Consider the following 16,135-nt stretch of genomic DNA (forward strand, 5'->3'; position numbering starts at 1 on the left):
ATGGTCGCCAGAAGCAGTACGAGAATTCACTGCTAGGCTTCATTAACGACCCCAGGAGAAAACCTTATGAGTGATCATCACACCTACAAGAAAGTCGAACTGGTGGGCTCTTCCACCACCAGCATCGAGGACGCTATCAACAATGCCCTGGCCGAAGCCAGCAAGAGCATCAAGCACTTGGAGTGGTTTGAAGTGACCGAAACCCGCGGTCATATCAAGGACGGCAAGGCCGCGCATTTCCAGGTCACCCTCAAGGTGGGGTTCCGAATTGCCAGTAGTTGATTGAGCCGGTTGAACTTGCGCGCTGGCCGATTGCCATAAACTCCGCTACAACCTTTAGGCACGTCGACGTGACGAGCGGCGACGTGCTTCCTTTCGATCAACCCAAGGAAGTGACGGATGAAGAACTTTTTGTTGGCGGTAGGTTTGTTGAGCATTGCGGGCACAGCCCTGGCGGCGGGCAAGCCTTGTGAAGAGCTGAAAAGCGAGATCGCGGCGAAAATCGACGCGAAAGGCGCTTCGGGCTACTCCCTGGAAATCGTGGACAAAGGTGCTGCACCTAGTGACCACACGGTTGTCGGCAGCTGTGAAGCCGGTACCAAGGAAATCGCCTACAAGCGCGGGTGATCCCGTGTTGCAGACGTAAAAAACCGACGCAAGTGCGTCGGTTTTTTTTGATCGTTCCCTCGCTCCGCGTGGGAATGTAGCCTGGGATGCTCTGCGTCCCGCCTTACTCCTAGATTCAGCCCTTCATGATCTGCGAAAGCAGCTCGTAGGAATGAATCCGGTCGGCATGCTCGTACAGGTCACAGGTGAAGATCAGCTCATCAGCGCCGGTCTGCTCCACCAGCACTTCCAGCTTGGCGCGGATCTTCTGCGGGCTGCCCACCATGGCCAGGCCAAGGAAACTGCCTACAGCGTCTTTCTCATGGGGCAGCCACAGGCCGTCCATGGTCTTGACCGGCGGGCGCTGCACCAGGCTTTGCCCACGCATCAAAGCGAGGATTCGCTGGTACACCGAGGTGGCCAGGTAATCAGCCTGTTCATCCGTATCGGCGGCCACCAACGGGATGCCGAGCATCACGTAGGGCTTGTCCAACACGGCCGAAGGCTTGAAGTGGTTGCGATAGACGCGAATCGCTTCATGCATCAGGCGCGGTGCGAAGTGCGAAGCAAAGGCGTAAGGCAAACCGCGTTCGCCCGCAAGCTGTGCACTGAACAGGCTCGAACCCAGCAGCCACACCGGCACGTTGGTGCCGGTGCCGGGCACGGCGATCACTCGCTGGTCCGGGGTGCGCGGGCCGAGGTAGGCCATCAGTTCCGCTACGTCTTCCGGGAAGTCGTCGGCGCTGCCGGAACGTTCGCGGCGCAGGGCGCGGGCGGTCATCTGGTCGGAGCCAGGTGCGCGGCCCAGGCCCAGGTCGATGCGGCCCGGGTACAGGCTTTCCAGGGTGCCGAACTGCTCGGCGATCACCAAAGGCGCGTGGTTGGGCAGCATCACGCCACCGGAACCGACACGAATCGTCGAAGTGCCGCCTGCCAGATAGCCCAGCAATACCGAGGTCGCCGAGCTGGCGATGCCGTCCATATTGTGGTGTTCGGCCACCCAGAAACGGTTGTAGCCGAATTTTTCTACATGCTGGGCCAGGTCCAGGGAATTGCGCAGCGACTGCGCCGGGCTGCCGTTGGCACGCACTGGCACGAGGTCGAGGGTCGAGAACTTTACGTCGGACAGCGATTTCATAAGCCTGCTTCTCCAATGGGGGCGCAGGCTTCTTAGACGAACCAAAACCTGCCGCTTCATGTGCATGTTCTATGCAATGAGGGCATATACCCGAGATTCAATAGCGAAGGTGAAATTTCCTACTTAATCGCTAGGTTTCTCCGACAAGATGAACTTTGCCGGGGCGTCTATCCTCAGAACCCTTACTGAGGCAAAACCACCGTTCGAGGAGACCGCTATGAGTATCGTTAAAAAAGCATCCGCGCATTGGGAAGGCGACCTGAAGACTGGCCTGGGTTCCATTTCCACGGAAACCGGCGTGCTGCGCGAAGCGCCCTACGGTTTCAAGGCCCGTTTTGAAGGCGGCAAGGGCACCAACCCTGAAGAACTGATCGGCGCCGCCCATGCCGGTTGTTTCTCCATGGCCTTTTCCATGATTCTCGGCGACGCCGGGCTCAAGGCAGATAGCATCGACACCCAGGCCGAAGTGACCCTGGACCAAGTGGACGGTGGCTTTGCGATTACAGCCGTGCACCTGATCCTCAAGGCAAAGATCCCGGGCGCCAGCCAGGCCCAGTTCGATGAGTTGAGCAAGAAAGCCAAGGAAGGATGCCCGGTATCCAAGGTACTGAACGCAACCATTACCCTGGATGGCACCCTCGTTAATTGATCGACCCTTGTAGGAGCGAGCGTGCTCGCGAAGACTTCAAAGGCGCCGCGCCCTTCCAGGCGGCACGCGTTATCGTTGAGGTTTTTCGCGAGCACGCTCGCTCCTACACGTTCAGGTATGGTCGAATAGCCGATTGCAGACTCAGCGCACACCCGTGCGCGTGCATTCAGGGAGCTTCACACATGAAACGTATTGCCTTGGCGGTTATCTGCGGTGCACTGGCCACGTCGGCCCTGGCGGCGCCGAAAGATTGTGAAGAGCTCAGGAAAGAGATTGAGGTCAAAATCCAGGCGAATGCCGTTCCGTCCTACACCCTCGAAATCGTCACCAAGGAAGAAGCAGACAAGCACGACAGCGCCATGGTTGTCGGCAGCTGTGAGAATGGCACCAAGGCCATCGTCTACCAGAAGAACAACGACTGATCAGATGCAGTTGACGCTACGTTCTTCGGCCAGCAATTGACCCGCTTTGTTGTACAGCCGGATATTCGGGTTGTAGCCCAGTGAGCGCCCTTCCAGGCGATAGCGCTGGCCTGCCTCGAAACGGTCGTATTGCAGGGTCATGAAGCAGGTTCGGTCGGTAGTTTGGCCAAATCCGCTGAAACTGCCGCCAGTGGGCACCTCGAAATCAAATCGCACCATCAATTCGTGGCTGCCAGGTGGCACCTGGAAGTAGCGCCCGTCGTTCAGGTTTTTCCCGTCCAGGCGTTGCGCCATCACCAGCTTGGCGCCGGGTGTCGGGGTGGCGAAGTCGACCCAGGCTTGCTGCGGATCAACCGCGGGTAGCGGCGTCGACGCGCAGGCACTGAGAAAGATCGCGGCGACGGGAAGCAGTAGCTGACGCATGTTAAGCACTCAACTGTAGGAATGTTCGTTTGAGCGGCTGCGCTCGGCAGCACGCTCCCTGAGTATAAACACGCCACGCCATGGAAAAATTCCCCACAGGCGAGATAGTCTGGCGGGATAGTTACCTGCGAGAGGTTTTAATGGTCAGGCGTTTACTTCCCGGGTTGATGCTGCTGTTGCTCAGTGGCTGTTCCAGCGTCAGTTACTACAGCCAACTGGCAGACGGGCAATTGCAACTGCTGCGGGCCCGGGAGCCGGTCTCCGTGGTCATCGCCGATCCGTCTCGTCCACAGGTGCTGCGCGAGCATTTGGTGCAATCCCAGAAAGCCCGCACCTTCGCCAGCGAACACCTGCACCTGCCGGATAACCAGAGTTACCGCTTGTATACGGATATTGGCCGCCCTTATGTGGTCTGGAACGTCTTCGCCACGCCTGAATTTTCCCTGTCGCCACAGACTCACTGCTTCCCGATTGCCGGGTGCGTGGCCTATCGCGGTTATTACAACCAGGGCGCCGCGCGTGGCCAGGCGGCGTTGTTGAAACAGCAAGGCATGGACGTGTCGATTGGTGGCGTGGAGGCCTATTCCACCCTCGGCTGGTTCAATGATCCGATCATGAGTTCGATGATGAGCTGGGGCGACGAGCGCCTGGCCACGCTGATTTTTCATGAGCTGGCGCACCAGCGGTTTTATGTGAAGGACGACACTGAGTTCAACGAGTCGTACGCCACCTTCGTCGAGCAAGAAGGCACCCGGCAATGGCGCGCGGCCCGGGGCTTGCCGCCTGCCAGCGAGTCGGCGTTGAAACAGCGCGACCAGTTCACCCGGTTGGTGCTCGACACCCGCAAGCGTCTGGAGCAGCTGTATACCCAGCCACTGGCGGCAGATGCCATGCGCCTGGCCAAGGCGGCTGAATTCGAACGCCTGCGCCGTGACTACCGGCAAATGCGCGATAGCCAGTGGGGTGGCGACAAGCGTTATGACGCCTGGATGAACTTGCCGATGAACAACGCCAGGTTGTTGCCGTTTGGCCTGTATGACCAGTGGGTGCCGGCGTTTGCCGCGTTGTTCCGGCAGGAAGGCGGGGATTGGCCGAAGTTCTTTGCGGCGGTGGAGAAGCTGGGCGGGTTGCCCGTAGTTGAGCGTAAAGCGGCACTGAGGCGTTTGGAGGAACCCGAGCCTTTGGTTGGCACATAGGGCCTCATCGCGGGCAAGCCCGGCTCCCACAGTGGGTCGCGTTTCCCTGTGGGAGCCGGGCTTGCCCGCGATAGCGATCTTATGGCCGCTGCAAAAACGCCTGATGCATCTGCGCCAATGTTTCGAAATGCCAGGTCGGCGCTTCGGCACTCAGCTCCTCATGGCTGCCAAACCCGTAACCCACTGCCGCGCAATCCAGCCCGTTGCTGCGGGCTCCGATCAGGTCGTGTTTGCGGTCGCCAATCATCAGGGTGCTGGCCGGGTCCAGGCCTTCCTCTGCCATCAGGTGGGCGATCAGCTCGACCTTGTTGGTGCGGGTGCCGTCCAGCTCGCTGCCGTAGATCACCTTGAAGTGTTTGGCGAAATCGAAATGCCGGGCGATTTCACGGGCGAACACCCAAGGCTTGGACGTGGCCACATACAGCTGGCGGCCCTGGCCATTCAACGCTTCCAGCAGCGGCATCACGCCGTCGAATACGCGGTTTTCGTACAGGCCGGTAACCTTGAAGCGCTCGCGGTAGAAATTCACTGCTTCCCAGGCCTTGGCTTCGTCGAAGTCATAAAACTGCATGAACGCTTGCAGCAGCGGCGGGCCGATGAAGTGCTCAAGCTTGGTCAGGTCCGGCTCATCGATCCCCAGTTTGGCGAGGGCGTACTGGATCGAGCGGGTGATGCCTTCGCGCGGATCGGTGAGGGTGCCATCGAGGTCGAACAGAACGGTTTGGTAATGCATGGGTGTCCTTGTCATTGGTCGAAGCCTTCGGCCAGGTGCAGGTCTTTGAGCTTTACGTAGTTCGCGGCGCTGTAGGTGAAAAACGCCCGTTCCTTGTCAGTCAGCGGGCGGATCTGTTTAACCGGGCTGCCGACATACAAGAAACCGCTCTCGAGTTTCTTGCCCGGCGGCACCAGGCTGCCGGCGCCGATGATCACGTCGTCCTCCACCACGGCGCCGTCCATCACAATGCTGCCCATGCCGATCAGAATCCGGTTGCCCACCGTGCAGCCATGCAGCATGACCTTGTGGGCAATGGTCACATCGTCGCCGATCAACAGCGGGAAACCATCAGGATTGAAGGGCCCGGCGTGGGTAATGTGCAGCACGCAACCGTCCTGGACGCTGGTGCGCGCACCGATGCGGATGCGGTGCATGTCGCCGCGGATCACCGTCAGCGGCCATACCGAGCTGTCGGCGCCGATTTCGACGTCGCCGATCACCACCGCCGATGCATCGACGAAAGCCCCGGCAAGCAAGGCCGGCGTGTGATTCTGGTAGGTGCGAAGGGTCACGATAGGCTCTCTCTCTTCTGCTGATAGCTGCGGTGGGCGTTGATTGTAATTAAGATGGCCCCATCTTTGTTCTTACATGTTTCTTCAGCCAAGGTGCCAACCGTGAGCGCGAACAACCCTCTTCTGCAGTCCTACGACCTGCCGCCGTTCTCGGCGATCCGTGCCGAGCACGTACAGCCGGCCATCGAACAGATCCTCGCCGACAACCGCGTCGCCATCGAAGGCATCCTGCAAAGCCAGGGTAAAAATCCGACCTGGGCCGGGCTGATCCTGGCCATGGACGAACTCAACGACCGCCTGGGTGCCGCCTGGAGCCCGGTCAGCCACTTGAACGCCGTGTGCAACAGCGCCGAACTGCGCGAAGCCTACGAGGCTTGCTTGCCGGCACTGAGCGCCTACTCCACCGAGATGGGCCAGAACCGTGAACTATTCCAGGCGTTCGAAGCCCTGGCCAACAGCCCGGAAGCCGCCGGGTTCGACGTGGCGCAAAAAACTATTCTGGAACACTCGCTGCGGGACTTCCGCCTGTCGGGTATCGATTTGCCGCCTGAGCAGCAAAAGCGTTATGCCGAAGTGCAGAGCAAGCTTTCCGAGTTGGGCAGCAAGTTCTCCAACCAATTGCTCGACGCCACCCAGGCCTGGACCAAGCACGTCACCGACGAAGCGACCCTCGCCGGCCTGACCGATTCGGCCAAGGCGCAAATGGCGGCCGCTGCCCAGGCCAAGGGCCTCGACGGCTGGCTGATCACCCTGGAATTCCCGAGCTACTACGCGGTGATGACCTACGCTCACGACCGCGCCCTGCGTGAAGAAATCTACGCGGCCTACTGCACCCGTGCGTCGGACCAAGGCCCGAATGCCGGTAAGAACGATAACGGCCCGGTCATGGAACAGATCCTCGACCTGCGTCAGGAGCTGGCGCAACTGCTGGGCTTCGCCTCGTTCTCCGAACTGAGCCTGGCCACCAAAATGGCCGAGTCCAGCGACCAGGTGCTGAGCTTCCTGCGGGACCTGGCCAAGCGCAGCAAGCCGTTCGCCACCCAGGACCTGCAACAGCTCAAGGCCTATGCCGCCGAACAAGGCTGCCCGGACCTGCAAAGCTGGGACAGCGGTTTCTACGGCGAAAAGCTGCGTGAACAACGCTACAGCGTGGCCCAGGAAGCCCTGCGTGCTTACTTCCCGATCGACAAAGTGCTCAGCGGTCTGTTCGCGATTGTGCAGCGCCTGTACGGCATCGAAATCGCCGAGCAGAAAGGCTTCGACACCTGGCACCCGGACGTGCGCCTGTTCGAAATCAAGGAAAACGGCCAGCACGTCGGCCGCTTCTTCTTCGACCTGTATGCCCGCGCCAACAAGCGTGGCGGTGCCTGGATGGACGGCGCCCGTGACCGTCGCCGCACCGTTGATGGCGTGCTGCAGAGCCCGGTGGCCAACCTGGTGTGCAACTTCACCCCGGCTGACAGCGGCAAGCCTGCCCTGCTGACTCACGATGAAGTGACCACACTGTTCCACGAATTCGGCCACGGCCTGCACCACCTGTTGACCCGTGTCGACCACGCTGGCGTGTCCGGCATCAACGGCGTGGCTTGGGATGCGGTGGAGTTGCCGAGCCAGTTCATGGAGAACTGGTGCTGGGAGCCGGAAGGCCTGGCACTGATTTCCGGTCACTACGAAACCGGTGAGCCGCTGCCTCAGGACCTGCTGGAAAAAATGCTCGCGGCGAAGAACTTCCAGTCTGGCCTGATGATGGTTCGCCAGTTGGAGTTCTCGCTGTTTGACTTCGAACTGCACGCTACCCACGGCGATGGTCGCAGTGTGTTGCAGGTGCTTGAAGGCGTGCGTGACGAGGTGTCGGTGATGCGTCCGCCGGCCTACAACCGCTTCCCCAACAGCTTTGCGCATATCTTTGCTGGCGGTTACGCGGCGGGTTACTACAGCTACAAGTGGGCCGAAGTGCTGTCGGCGGATGCCTTCTCCAAGTTCGAAGAAGACGGCGTGCTCAATGCCGAGACTGGTCGCGCGTTCCGCGAGGCGATCCTGGCCCGTGGCGGCTCCCAGGCACCGATGGTGCTGTTCGTCGACTTCCGCGGACGTGCGCCGTCGATTGACGCACTCTTGCGCCACAGCGGCCTGAGTGAGGACGCGGCAGCATGAGTGAAGTGCCTGTGAAAACCAAAAAACGCTTTATCGCCGGGGCGGTCTGCCCGGCGTGCAGCGAGCCGGACAAGTTGATGATGTGGAGTGAAGACGATGTGCCGCACCGCGAATGCGTGGCCTGTGGCTATTCCGACACGCTGAATGAGCAAGGTCTGTCAGTGCCCAAGGAATTGGGCACTCGGGTGAATACATCGGCGTTGAAAGCGCCGGATCCCAAGGTGCAGGCGGTGCAGTTCTTCCCTAACCCGAAGCTTAAAAAAGACTGACCTGCGGGCACTCCCTGAGCTGATGGCTCAGGGAGAGATCACGAGTGCTGTTTTTTCCTGGGCCTGGTCTTTGGCGTTGTCAGCGGTATTCAGCCAGCTTTTCATTGAGCACAGTGCAAAAGCGCTGGTGCTGCATTCGCCGTTGGCCAGTGCCGTGCGTAACTTGTCGACATCGGCTTTCATCATGTAGCGAACGCCGTCCTTGAAGCCACTGCTGGCGCCAAACCCGCCCAGGGTCATTTCGTTCAGCGCGTCTTCCTTGCTCCATCCCTGAATCACCACCCGATACATCGCCGCCATCAGGCCCGTGCGGTCGGAGCCGTGTTTGCAGTGCATCAGCACCGGGCCACTGGCTTCGGCGTCTTGAATGGCACGCAGCGCCGTGAGCACATCGGCATCGTCGACATGGTTGGTGCGATAAGACAATTGCACCTGGTTGATTCCGGGTGATTTCAGCCAGCTGGCATCGGACTCTGGCAGAAAGTTGATCACCGTTGCGATCTTGAGTTTTTCCAGTACAGGAACAGCACCGCTATCCGGCAGCGCGCTGCGATAGAGCGTGGGCGTCATCTGGTACAGGTTGTATTGATCGCCCACCGGCTGGGCCCATTCCAATGAACGCATGGGCGTAAGTTCTTCGGCTTGGGCAGGGGCGGTTGTGAACAGCGCCATGAACACGAAGCTGAGAGCAGGCAGCAATTGATTCTTGAACATGCGCGATGTAACCGAATAGGGAGAGGGCTGATAGGGCCCAGATTCGCTTACAGGGGGTCAATGCCATGTGAGGGGCTCGTCAAAGAATCGTGAATAAGCCGGCTACCTGTGTGTTTTTTCCCGTTGAATCGATTTTCATCGATCCTTAGCCTGCTATCATTTGTAACTATTGATTACTACTGTGTTCTATCTTTTGGGTCCTTTGGATCCCATTTGCTGCCAAAACTATAAGTCGTTCCTTGAAGCGGCTGATAAACCCGTGACCACATGATGAGGTGCCACCATGTCTGATCAAGATCAAGACAACCCCCGGCGTGAGTTTTTGCGCAAATCCTTGACCTTGATCCCCGTGGTCACTGTCGCCAGCACGGGCCTGGGCGGTTCGATGCTGATGGCGGTTCCCGAGCCCGCTCAAGCCAGCCCGGAAAAGGCGCCTGTCAGCAGCAAGGCCTATGAGCCGAGCTATTTCACTGCCGAGGAATGGGCGTTTATCAACGCGGCCGTAGCCCGCTTGATCCCGGCGGACGACCAAGGCCCAGGCGCCCTGGAAGCCGGCGCGCCGGAATACATCGACCGTCAGATGAACACCCCATACGCGGCTGGCGCCCTCTGGTTCATGCAAGGCCCTTTCAATGCCGATGCGCCGCCTGAAATGGGCTGGCAGAGCAAGTTGGTGCCCAAGGAGATCTATCGCCTGGGCATCGCTGCCACGGATGCCTGGTCGAAAGCGATGAACGGTAAGCTATTTGCTGAGCAAGACAGCGCTACCCAGGAAAAATTGTTGCAACGACTGGAAGCCGGTGACGCGCAGTTCGACAGCGTACCGCCGAAGATTTTCTTCAATCTGTTGCTGCAAAACACCAAGGAAGGGTTCTTCTGCGACCCGGTCCACGGTGGCAACAAAGGCATGGTTGGCTGGACCATGATCGGCTTCCCCGGCGCCCGCGCCGATTTCATGGATTGGGTTGAACGCAACGAGCAATACCCCTTCCCGGCTGTATCGATCCGTGGCGAGAGGGCATAAACGTGGCGACCATCATGAAGAAAGTGGATGCAGTGATCGTCGGCTTCGGCTGGACTGGCGCGATCATGGCCAAGGAGCTGACGGAAGCGGGCCTCAACGTGGTAGCGCTGGAGCGCGGCCCGATGCAGGACACTTACCCGGACGGCAACTATCCCCAGGTCATCGACGAACTGACCTACAGCGTGCGCAAGAAACTCTTTCAGGACATCTCCAAGGAAACCGTGACCATTCGCCATAGCGTGAATGACGTGGCGATGCCCAACCGACAACTGGGCGCCTTCCTGCCCGGCAACGGCGTCGGCGGTGCCGGCCTGCACTGGTCCGGCGTGCACTTTCGGGTGGACCCGATCGAGTTGCGCATGCGCAGCCATTACGAAGAGCGCTACGGGAAAAATTTCATTCCCAAGGACATGACCATCCAGGATTTCGGCGTCAGCTATGAAGAGCTGGAGCCATTTTTCGACTATGCCGAGAAAGTCTTCGGCACCTCCGGGCAAGCCTGGACGGTGAAGGGCCAGTTGGTAGGCGAAGGCAAGGGCGGCAACCCTTATGCGCCGGATCGCTCCAATCACTTCCCGCTGGAATCGCAGAAGAACACCGTCTCCGCACAGTTGTTCCAGAAGGCTGCTACGGCCGTAGGGTACAAACCCTACAACCTGCCTTCCGCGAATACTTCCGGGCCGTACACCAACCCTTACGGTGCGCAGATGGGGCCGTGCAACTTCTGCGGCTTCTGCAGCGGTTATGTCTGCTACATGTATTCCAAGGCTTCGCCGAACGTGAACATCCTGCCGGCATTACGCCAGGAGCCCAAGTTCGAACTGCGGCCCAATTCCCACGTGCTGAAGGTCAACCTGGACAGCACCAAGCGCAAGGCCACCGGCGTGACGTATGTCGACGCCCAAGGTCGGGAATGCGAGCAGCCGGCGGATCTGGTGATCCTCGGTTCCTTCCAGTTCAACAACGTGCGCCTGATGTTGCTGTCGGGCATTGGCAAACCCTACGACCCGATCTCCGGCGAGGGTGTGGTGGGCAGGAACTTCGCCTACCAGAACATGGCCACCATCAAGGCGTTCTTCGACAAGGACGTGCACACCAACAACTTCATCGGCGCTGGCGGCAATGGCGTGGCGATCGATGACTTCAACGCCGACAACTTCGACCACGGGCCTCACGGCTTTGTGGGCGGCTCGCCTATGTGGGTCAACCAGGCGGGCAGCCGGCCGATTGCCGGCACTTCCAACCCGCCGGGCACGCCGGCCTGGGGCAGCGCGTGGAAGCGCGCCACGGCTGATTACTACACCCACCAGGTGTCGATGGATGCCCACGGCGCCCATCAATCCTACCGTGGCAACTACCTCGACCTGGACCCGGTTTACCGCGATGCCTACGGCATGCCGCTGCTGCGCATGACCTTCGACTGGCAGGAAAACGACATCAAGATGAACCGCTTCATGGTCGACAAAATGAGCAAGGTTGCCGAAGCGATGAACCCCAAGGCGATCGCCTTGCTGGGCAAAAAAGTGGGCGAGCACTTCAACACCGCGGCCTACCAGACCACCCACCTCAACGGTGGCGCAATCATGGGCACCGACCCGAAAACCAGTGCCTTGAACCGCTACTTGCAGTGCTGGGACGTACACAACGTGTTTGTCCCGGGCGCTTCCGCGTTCCCACAAGGCCTGGGCTACAACCCTACGGGCCTGGTGGCGGCGTTGACCTACTGGTCGGCGCGGGCGATTCGCGAGCAGTACCTGAAAAACCCCGGCCCACTGGTTCAGGCATAAGGAGCGATGACCATGAAAGCATTTGTGATTGCCTCCCTCGCCTTGATCAGCAGTTGCTCGGTCAGTGCGGCTGAAACCGACCTGGTCAAACAGGGCGAATACCTGGCGCGCGCCGGTGACTGCGTGGCCTGCCACACCGCCAAGGGCGGCAAGCCGTTCGCCGGCGGCCTGCCGATGGAAACCCCGATCGGCACCATTTACTCCACCAACATCACCCCGGATAAAACCGGCCTGGGCGACTACAGCTTCGAAGACTTCGACCAGGCCGTGCGCCATGGCGTCGCCAAGAACGGTAGTACGCTTTACCCGGCGATGCCCTACCCGTCTTACGCGCGCGTCAGCGAAAGCGATATGCAGGCGCTGTACGCGTACTTCATGAAGGGCGTGGAGCCGGTGGCGCAGGTGAACAAGGACAGCGACATTCCCTGGCCGTTGAGCATGCGCTGGCCGTTGACTGGGTGGCGCTGGATGTTCGCGCCCAAGGTTGAGGACTATCAGGCTCAGGCGGGCGCAGACCCCGTGATCACCCGTGGCGCGTATCTGGTAGAAGGCCTTGGCCACTGCGGCGCCTGCCACACGCCACGGGCGCTGACCATGCAGGAAAAATCCCTGAGTGCGTCGGACGGCAGCGCTTTCTTGTCCGGCAGTGCACCGCTGGAAGGTTGGATTGCCAAAAGCCTGCGGGGCGACCACAAGGACGGCCTGGGTAGCTGGAGCGAAGACCAACTGGTGCAATTCCTCAAGACCGGTCGCAGTGATCGCAGCGCGGTGTTTGGCGGCATGAGCGACGTTGTGGTCCACAGCATGCAGTACATGTCGCAAGATGACCTGACGGCTATCGCCCGCTATCTCAAGAGCCTGCCGGCGGTGGATCCCAAGGATCAGCCGCACCAGTACGACAAGCAGGTCGCCGACGCGCTGTGGAAAGGCGATGACAGCAAGCCCGGGGCATCGGTGTATATCGACAACTGCGCGGCGTGCCACCGCACTGACGGCCATGGCTACACCCGGGTATTCCCGGCGCTGGCGGGCAATCCGGTGTTGCAGACGGCGGATGCCACGTCGTTGATCAATATTGTGTTGAGCGGCGGTACGTTGCCGGCGACCCACACCGCGCCTTCGACCTTCACCATGCCGGCGTTTGCCTGGCGTTTGTCGGATCAGGAAGTGGCGGATGTCGTCAGTTTCATTCGGGGCAGTTGGGGTAACAAAGGCGAGCCGGTGAAAGCCAGTGAGGTGGCGAACCTGCGCAAAAATGATATGCAGACCACCTCCGGCGATGACCTCGGCCAGGTGACCTCCAAGCATTGATTGGAGGTTGACCGCCCAACGGCACTGGTCAGAAACCTTGCGCCTCTATACTGTATAAAAAAACAGTATAGAGGCGCTTTCATGTCTACTCCTCTGCCGCCTCGCGGGCGCGGCACGGCCACCAACCTGCACAACCGTTTTGCGCCCACCGTCAGCGTGGCGGAAGACGACGGCTGGTATCAGGAAGTGCCACAGACCCAGGGCACCGAAGTCCGTATCGAAACCGCGAAAACCATCATCACCCGCAACAGCTCGCCGGATATCCCGTTTGATCGGGCAATCAATCCGTATCGCGGCTGCGAACATGGCTGGATATGCTATGTGAATAGTGCCGCATTTTGTATTTAGAATATTTTGTTAGAATTATGGCATTAGGACAGTATGCTAATATCCGCAATCGTTATGCTTAGTAATGTCCCACATGGAAGGGTGATAAATGAAAGTTGATTTTTTAGCAAAAATTCTATTTTTAATGATGCTGGGTCAACATGCTTCGGCAGACGTGGTATGTCCAAAGACTGAATACGACAGTGGCTATCAGAAAAAACTACCAATAGTAGACGTTGATGAACTTATAAAAAGGAATGTCCCACTGTTTGATGGGGGACAAATTAAATGCCGTGTAGGGATGAATTATAAAAATTTGAGCACCAACGAACGGCTTCGCACGGAGACTGGTATTTACAAAGGCATAAAGTATCGCATCTATTACAGCGACGGTAGCGGCACTATTCAAGGTGATAAAAAAAGCACATTAGACACTATCAAAGACCTACATGTGACGAATTGGAGCACTAGGTGTAAGAAAGACGGGATGGATGACACGCACTGGTGTGCAATCGGTAAGGATAGTGTTTCCATCGGTATATGGAAAAATGGTTCGCACTTTATAAGCGTAGGTAATGACCATTTTCCTTCGTCTAATATTACTCTCCGGGTAGACCAAAATGCCCCTATATCGGCTACTGCCGAAAGTGGATACACAGATAAGCAAATAGAGATGCTTATTGCTCAACTAAAATCGGGTAAAAGCGTCCTGTCACGCTATCAAGAATGGCCGTATGAGACAAATAAAGATAAGGCAATTGACTTGTTTGGCTTTTCCGAAGCATGGGAAATGTTGAACGTAATTTACAATGCTCCAAATCAATAGCCGATATTGGTGCGGTTGGCCTTATACCCGGCAAGCTCAATTTTTATGCTTGAACTTGTTCAAGTGTAAAAGTTGAGCACATATAATTTATAAGTGAAATTAGTGCTAAACCAAAAACAGGTCTTCTTCGACCTAAGAACTCATCTTCACTCTGCAAGCATTAAAATGCTTTTTCAAAAAGAAATTCCAAAATATTTTATAATTTCATGACAAATTATTGATATTTCAATTTTTCCGGCTATCAAATAATGGCTTAAATACGGCAAGAAACATTGTCAATAGCAAAACAAAAATAAACTTATAGTCCGACCTTATTCACATTTGCCGGTCAACCCTATTCGCATTTTGCTTAATTACATTTTGCAACTAACCACCCGAATAAAAATCATCGACACACTTAAAAATCGCTCCCAGTTTGATTTCATCAAAAAACGTGGGGGGTAGGCCACCTACGAGAATGATAATTTTCAAACCCTACCACTCGATTTCAAAATAAAGCACAAATTACAAAAACTACCATAAAACTCAGTATTTCAATTAATTGATATTAGGGTAGCGTTAAACGCTTCCACACTCTAAAAACGCTATTTGCGTGAGCTGTATTTTTCAAAGCATTTCGTTGCTTTTCTAAAAGCGAAGCTACCAGATGCTTTTGACTTTATTCCCAGTTCAACCCGATAGGGCAAGGGGTTTATAATTTTCAAAGTGTTACGCACACGGTAGTAAAGCACTGGAAAAACTTCGTTTTATGATTTGCTTCGCTCCGCTACTCAAATCTACGAACTTCGTTCGCCTTTCCCAGATGCTTTTGACTTTTCGCCCCGAACGGGGCATGGCTTTTGATTTTGATTGTAAAAGTATTTAAAAGTAATTAAGAGTATTTAAGGGGGCTGTTTTAGGTTGAGAATAGGCAGATTTTCAGGTGCATAAGGGGGTCGTTATATGCAGATAGGGGGGGCGTTATATGGTGATAAGGGGGGCGTTCTATGAAGTATAAGGTGGTCGTTATATGTAACATTAAAATACTAGGTGTTCGTTATTCTATTGACTTGCTCCAAATCTATGATTAGATAGTAGTAACAAAACAACAAAAGGAGCCTCAATGGAGCTGATATTTAACCAGTTTGAAACCAAAAAAAAGATTTACGCACAAGATGCATACATGACGTTTGCCAAATCAATCCTTCACCTGCCGATATTTCAGTCAATTAAAAATGGCGAACGCAAACGAACGGAGTTAAAGATTGAAAGCCTTTATGGTTTTAAAAATGTTGAAATGCGTTTCTACCCTTTGTCTGTTGGCTTTGATTTTGATGTGTTCTATTACATTCTTCAAAAAAAGATAAAATCCGAAAAGCTTTCATTCACAATCAACCTCAATCAGTTCATGAAGTTCCACAAGGTTCACCCGAGTAATAAAAAAGTATACATAGAGAAATTAAGGCAGTCGCTTGATAATATGCTTGATTTCTACTTGAAGTTTTCATACGGCTCTAAAACCTACAAATGTCATTTACTGACCCACGTTGAGGAAAACGAAGAAAATAGAGATGAGATAAAAATTACTTTTAGCAAGTTTTTCGAAAACTTTTACAAGCATGACCCGGACTTAATTTTTAACCTTCAACTTGACCAATTCAAAGATATAAGTGGCGACTATGCAAAAATGCTTTACATGTTCTATTTTACGAATAAATATGAAAACGCCGTAGAGTTTAAAATTGAAAACATAATGAAACGATTGAACTCCGAGGGATATGATAGAAAGGAGGTATTAAAAACCATAAAAAAATCTCACGAACAACTAATAAGCATTGGTTTTTTGAAAAGTGCAAAGCCAATTAAAAATGGGCGTGAGCTAGCAGGGTATGAAATTGAATTTGAAAAAAGAAGAGGCAAACCATTGCCTGAGCCAAAAGAAAAAGACATCGCTGATGACTTATCGTTATGTGATGAAGAGCTGCCATTTTAACGTAGAGAAAAAAGCCCTGACGGGCATTAT

Annotated in this window: 16 protein-coding genes and 2 pseudogenes; 13 read left to right on the top strand and 5 right to left on the bottom strand. The window is 55.9% G+C overall.

Features of this window, described 5'->3' with window-relative positions; all coding sequences use genetic code 11:
- The first annotated feature begins 66 nt into the window (after positions 1-66).
- Positions 67-282, top strand: a complete 216-nt coding sequence (locus HBJ59_RS20990; protein ID WP_003214895.1) for a dodecin — start codon at positions 67-69, stop codon at positions 280-282.
- A gap of 117 nt (positions 283-399) precedes the next feature.
- Positions 400-627, top strand: coding sequence for a DUF1161 domain-containing protein (locus HBJ59_RS20995; RefSeq protein ID WP_003214893.1), 228 nt, complete (start codon positions 400-402; stop codon positions 625-627).
- 115 nt (positions 628-742) lie between these two features.
- Here the strand turns inward: HBJ59_RS20995 and HBJ59_RS21000 are convergent, their stop codons facing one another.
- Complete coding sequence (locus tag HBJ59_RS21000) at positions 743-1,744, bottom strand: LLM class flavin-dependent oxidoreductase (protein WP_076013296.1); 1,002 nt, start codon at positions 1,742-1,744, stop codon at positions 743-745.
- A gap of 217 nt (positions 1,745-1,961) precedes the next feature.
- On the opposite strand from HBJ59_RS21000, the gene HBJ59_RS21005 reads away from it, so the two are divergent.
- Both HBJ59_RS21005 and HBJ59_RS21010 read left to right on the top strand, forming a co-directional pair.
- A complete protein-coding gene (locus tag HBJ59_RS21005; RefSeq protein WP_003170750.1) occupies positions 1,962-2,393 on the top strand; it encodes an OsmC family protein in 432 nt (143 codons plus the stop codon).
- A gap of 182 nt (positions 2,394-2,575) precedes the next feature.
- Positions 2,576-2,815, top strand: a complete 240-nt coding sequence (locus tag HBJ59_RS21010) for a DUF1161 domain-containing protein (protein WP_076013297.1) — start codon at positions 2,576-2,578, stop codon at positions 2,813-2,815.
- On the opposite strand, the gene HBJ59_RS21015 is transcribed toward HBJ59_RS21010, so the two are convergent.
- Complete coding sequence (locus tag HBJ59_RS21015; RefSeq protein ID WP_076013298.1) at positions 2,816-3,238, bottom strand: hypothetical protein; 423 nt, start codon at positions 3,236-3,238, stop codon at positions 2,816-2,818. It abuts the gene before it with no gap.
- Positions 3,239-3,378: 140 nt separating this feature from the next.
- Here HBJ59_RS21015 and HBJ59_RS21020 point away from each other — a divergent pair, with 140 nt between their 5' ends.
- Positions 3,379-4,434 (top strand): aminopeptidase, encoded by a 1,056-nt coding sequence (locus tag HBJ59_RS21020; protein WP_167664629.1) that lies wholly within the window; start codon positions 3,379-3,381, stop codon positions 4,432-4,434.
- A 79-nt stretch (positions 4,435-4,513) separates the two neighbouring features.
- On the opposite strand, the gene HBJ59_RS21025 is transcribed toward HBJ59_RS21020, so the two are convergent.
- On the bottom strand, positions 4,514-5,167 hold the full coding sequence (locus HBJ59_RS21025; RefSeq protein WP_167664630.1) for an HAD family hydrolase: 654 nt from the start codon (positions 5,165-5,167) through the stop codon (positions 4,514-4,516).
- Between the two features lie 11 nt (positions 5,168-5,178).
- Positions 5,179-5,721: a gamma carbonic anhydrase family protein gene (locus tag HBJ59_RS21030; protein WP_076013301.1), complete on the bottom strand. Its 543-nt coding sequence runs from the start codon at positions 5,719-5,721 to the stop codon at positions 5,179-5,181.
- A gap of 54 nt (positions 5,722-5,775) precedes the next feature.
- Here HBJ59_RS21030 and prlC point away from each other — a divergent pair, with 54 nt between their 5' ends.
- Both prlC and HBJ59_RS21040 read left to right on the top strand, forming a co-directional pair.
- Positions 5,776-7,875 (top strand): oligopeptidase A, encoded by a 2,100-nt coding sequence (gene prlC / locus HBJ59_RS21035; RefSeq protein ID WP_178124279.1) that lies wholly within the window; start codon positions 5,776-5,778, stop codon positions 7,873-7,875.
- The gene (locus HBJ59_RS21040) at positions 7,872-8,144 is read left to right on the top strand and encodes a YheV family putative zinc ribbon protein (RefSeq protein ID WP_167664632.1); all 273 of its coding nucleotides are present in this window, start codon (positions 7,872-7,874) and stop codon (positions 8,142-8,144) included. Before prlC ends, HBJ59_RS21040 begins: the two co-directional genes overlap by 4 nt.
- 27 nt (positions 8,145-8,171) lie before the next feature.
- On the opposite strand, the gene HBJ59_RS21045 is transcribed toward HBJ59_RS21040, so the two are convergent.
- Positions 8,172-8,858: a tyrosine-protein phosphatase gene (locus tag HBJ59_RS21045; protein WP_167664633.1), complete on the bottom strand. Its 687-nt coding sequence runs from the start codon at positions 8,856-8,858 to the stop codon at positions 8,172-8,174.
- 283 nt (positions 8,859-9,141) lie between these two features.
- On the opposite strand from HBJ59_RS21045, the gene HBJ59_RS21050 reads away from it, so the two are divergent.
- The 6 genes and pseudogenes from HBJ59_RS21050 (at position 9,142) to HBJ59_RS21075 (ending at position 16,105) form a co-directional block, all read left to right on the top strand.
- Complete coding sequence (locus HBJ59_RS21050) at positions 9,142-9,882, top strand: gluconate 2-dehydrogenase subunit 3 family protein (RefSeq protein ID WP_003214869.1); 741 nt, start codon at positions 9,142-9,144, stop codon at positions 9,880-9,882.
- A gap of 2 nt (positions 9,883-9,884) precedes the next feature.
- Positions 9,885-11,669 (top strand): GMC family oxidoreductase, encoded by a 1,785-nt coding sequence (locus HBJ59_RS21055; protein WP_167664634.1) that lies wholly within the window; start codon positions 9,885-9,887, stop codon positions 11,667-11,669.
- Between the two features lie 6 nt (positions 11,670-11,675).
- Positions 11,676-12,991 (top strand): annotated as a pseudogene (locus tag HBJ59_RS21060) (c-type cytochrome).
- A gap of 70 nt (positions 12,992-13,061) precedes the next feature.
- Positions 13,062-13,301, top strand: a pseudogene (locus HBJ59_RS21065) (radical SAM protein); the annotation flags it as partial.
- A gap of 115 nt (positions 13,302-13,416) precedes the next feature.
- Positions 13,417-14,133, top strand: a complete 717-nt coding sequence (locus tag HBJ59_RS21070; protein WP_167664637.1) for a hypothetical protein — start codon at positions 13,417-13,419, stop codon at positions 14,131-14,133.
- A gap of 1,102 nt (positions 14,134-15,235) precedes the next feature.
- Positions 15,236-16,105, top strand: coding sequence for a hypothetical protein (locus HBJ59_RS21075; protein WP_167664638.1), 870 nt, complete (start codon positions 15,236-15,238; stop codon positions 16,103-16,105).
- Positions 16,106-16,135: the final 30 nt, after the last annotated feature.

It is taken from the genome of Pseudomonas sp. AN3A02 (genome assembly GCF_011765255.1).
GTDB lineage: Bacteria > Pseudomonadota > Gammaproteobacteria > Pseudomonadales > Pseudomonadaceae > Aquipseudomonas.

Bases quoted from the DNA above. Each gene is read 5' to 3' on its own strand.
- HBJ59_RS20990 (WP_003214895.1), top strand. From the start codon at position 67: ATGAGTGATCATCACACCTACAAGAAAGTCGAACTGGTGGGCTCTTCC.
- HBJ59_RS20995 (WP_003214893.1), top strand. From the start codon at position 400: ATGAAGAACTTTTTGTTGGCGGTAGGTTTGTTGAGCATTGCGGGCACA.
- HBJ59_RS21000 (WP_076013296.1), bottom strand. From the start codon at position 1,744: ATGAAATCGCTGTCCGACGTAAAGTTCTCGACCCTCGACCTCGTGCCA.
- HBJ59_RS21005 (WP_003170750.1), top strand. From the start codon at position 1,962: ATGAGTATCGTTAAAAAAGCATCCGCGCATTGGGAAGGCGACCTGAAG.
- HBJ59_RS21010 (WP_076013297.1), top strand. From the start codon at position 2,576: ATGAAACGTATTGCCTTGGCGGTTATCTGCGGTGCACTGGCCACGTCG.
- HBJ59_RS21015 (WP_076013298.1), bottom strand. From the start codon at position 3,238: ATGCGTCAGCTACTGCTTCCCGTCGCCGCGATCTTTCTCAGTGCCTGC.
- HBJ59_RS21020 (WP_167664629.1), top strand. From the start codon at position 3,379: ATGGTCAGGCGTTTACTTCCCGGGTTGATGCTGCTGTTGCTCAGTGGC.
- HBJ59_RS21025 (WP_167664630.1), bottom strand. From the start codon at position 5,167: ATGCATTACCAAACCGTTCTGTTCGACCTCGATGGCACCCTCACCGAT.
- prlC (WP_178124279.1), top strand. From the start codon at position 5,776: ATGGCCCCATCTTTGTTCTTACATGTTTCTTCAGCCAAGGTGCCAACC.
- HBJ59_RS21040 (WP_167664632.1), top strand. From the start codon at position 7,872: ATGAGTGAAGTGCCTGTGAAAACCAAAAAACGCTTTATCGCCGGGGCG.
- HBJ59_RS21045 (WP_167664633.1), bottom strand. From the start codon at position 8,858: ATGTTCAAGAATCAATTGCTGCCTGCTCTCAGCTTCGTGTTCATGGCG.
- HBJ59_RS21050 (WP_003214869.1), top strand. From the start codon at position 9,142: ATGTCTGATCAAGATCAAGACAACCCCCGGCGTGAGTTTTTGCGCAAA.
- HBJ59_RS21070 (WP_167664637.1), top strand. From the start codon at position 13,417: ATGAAAGTTGATTTTTTAGCAAAAATTCTATTTTTAATGATGCTGGGT.
- HBJ59_RS21075 (WP_167664638.1), top strand. From the start codon at position 15,236: ATGGAGCTGATATTTAACCAGTTTGAAACCAAAAAAAAGATTTACGCA.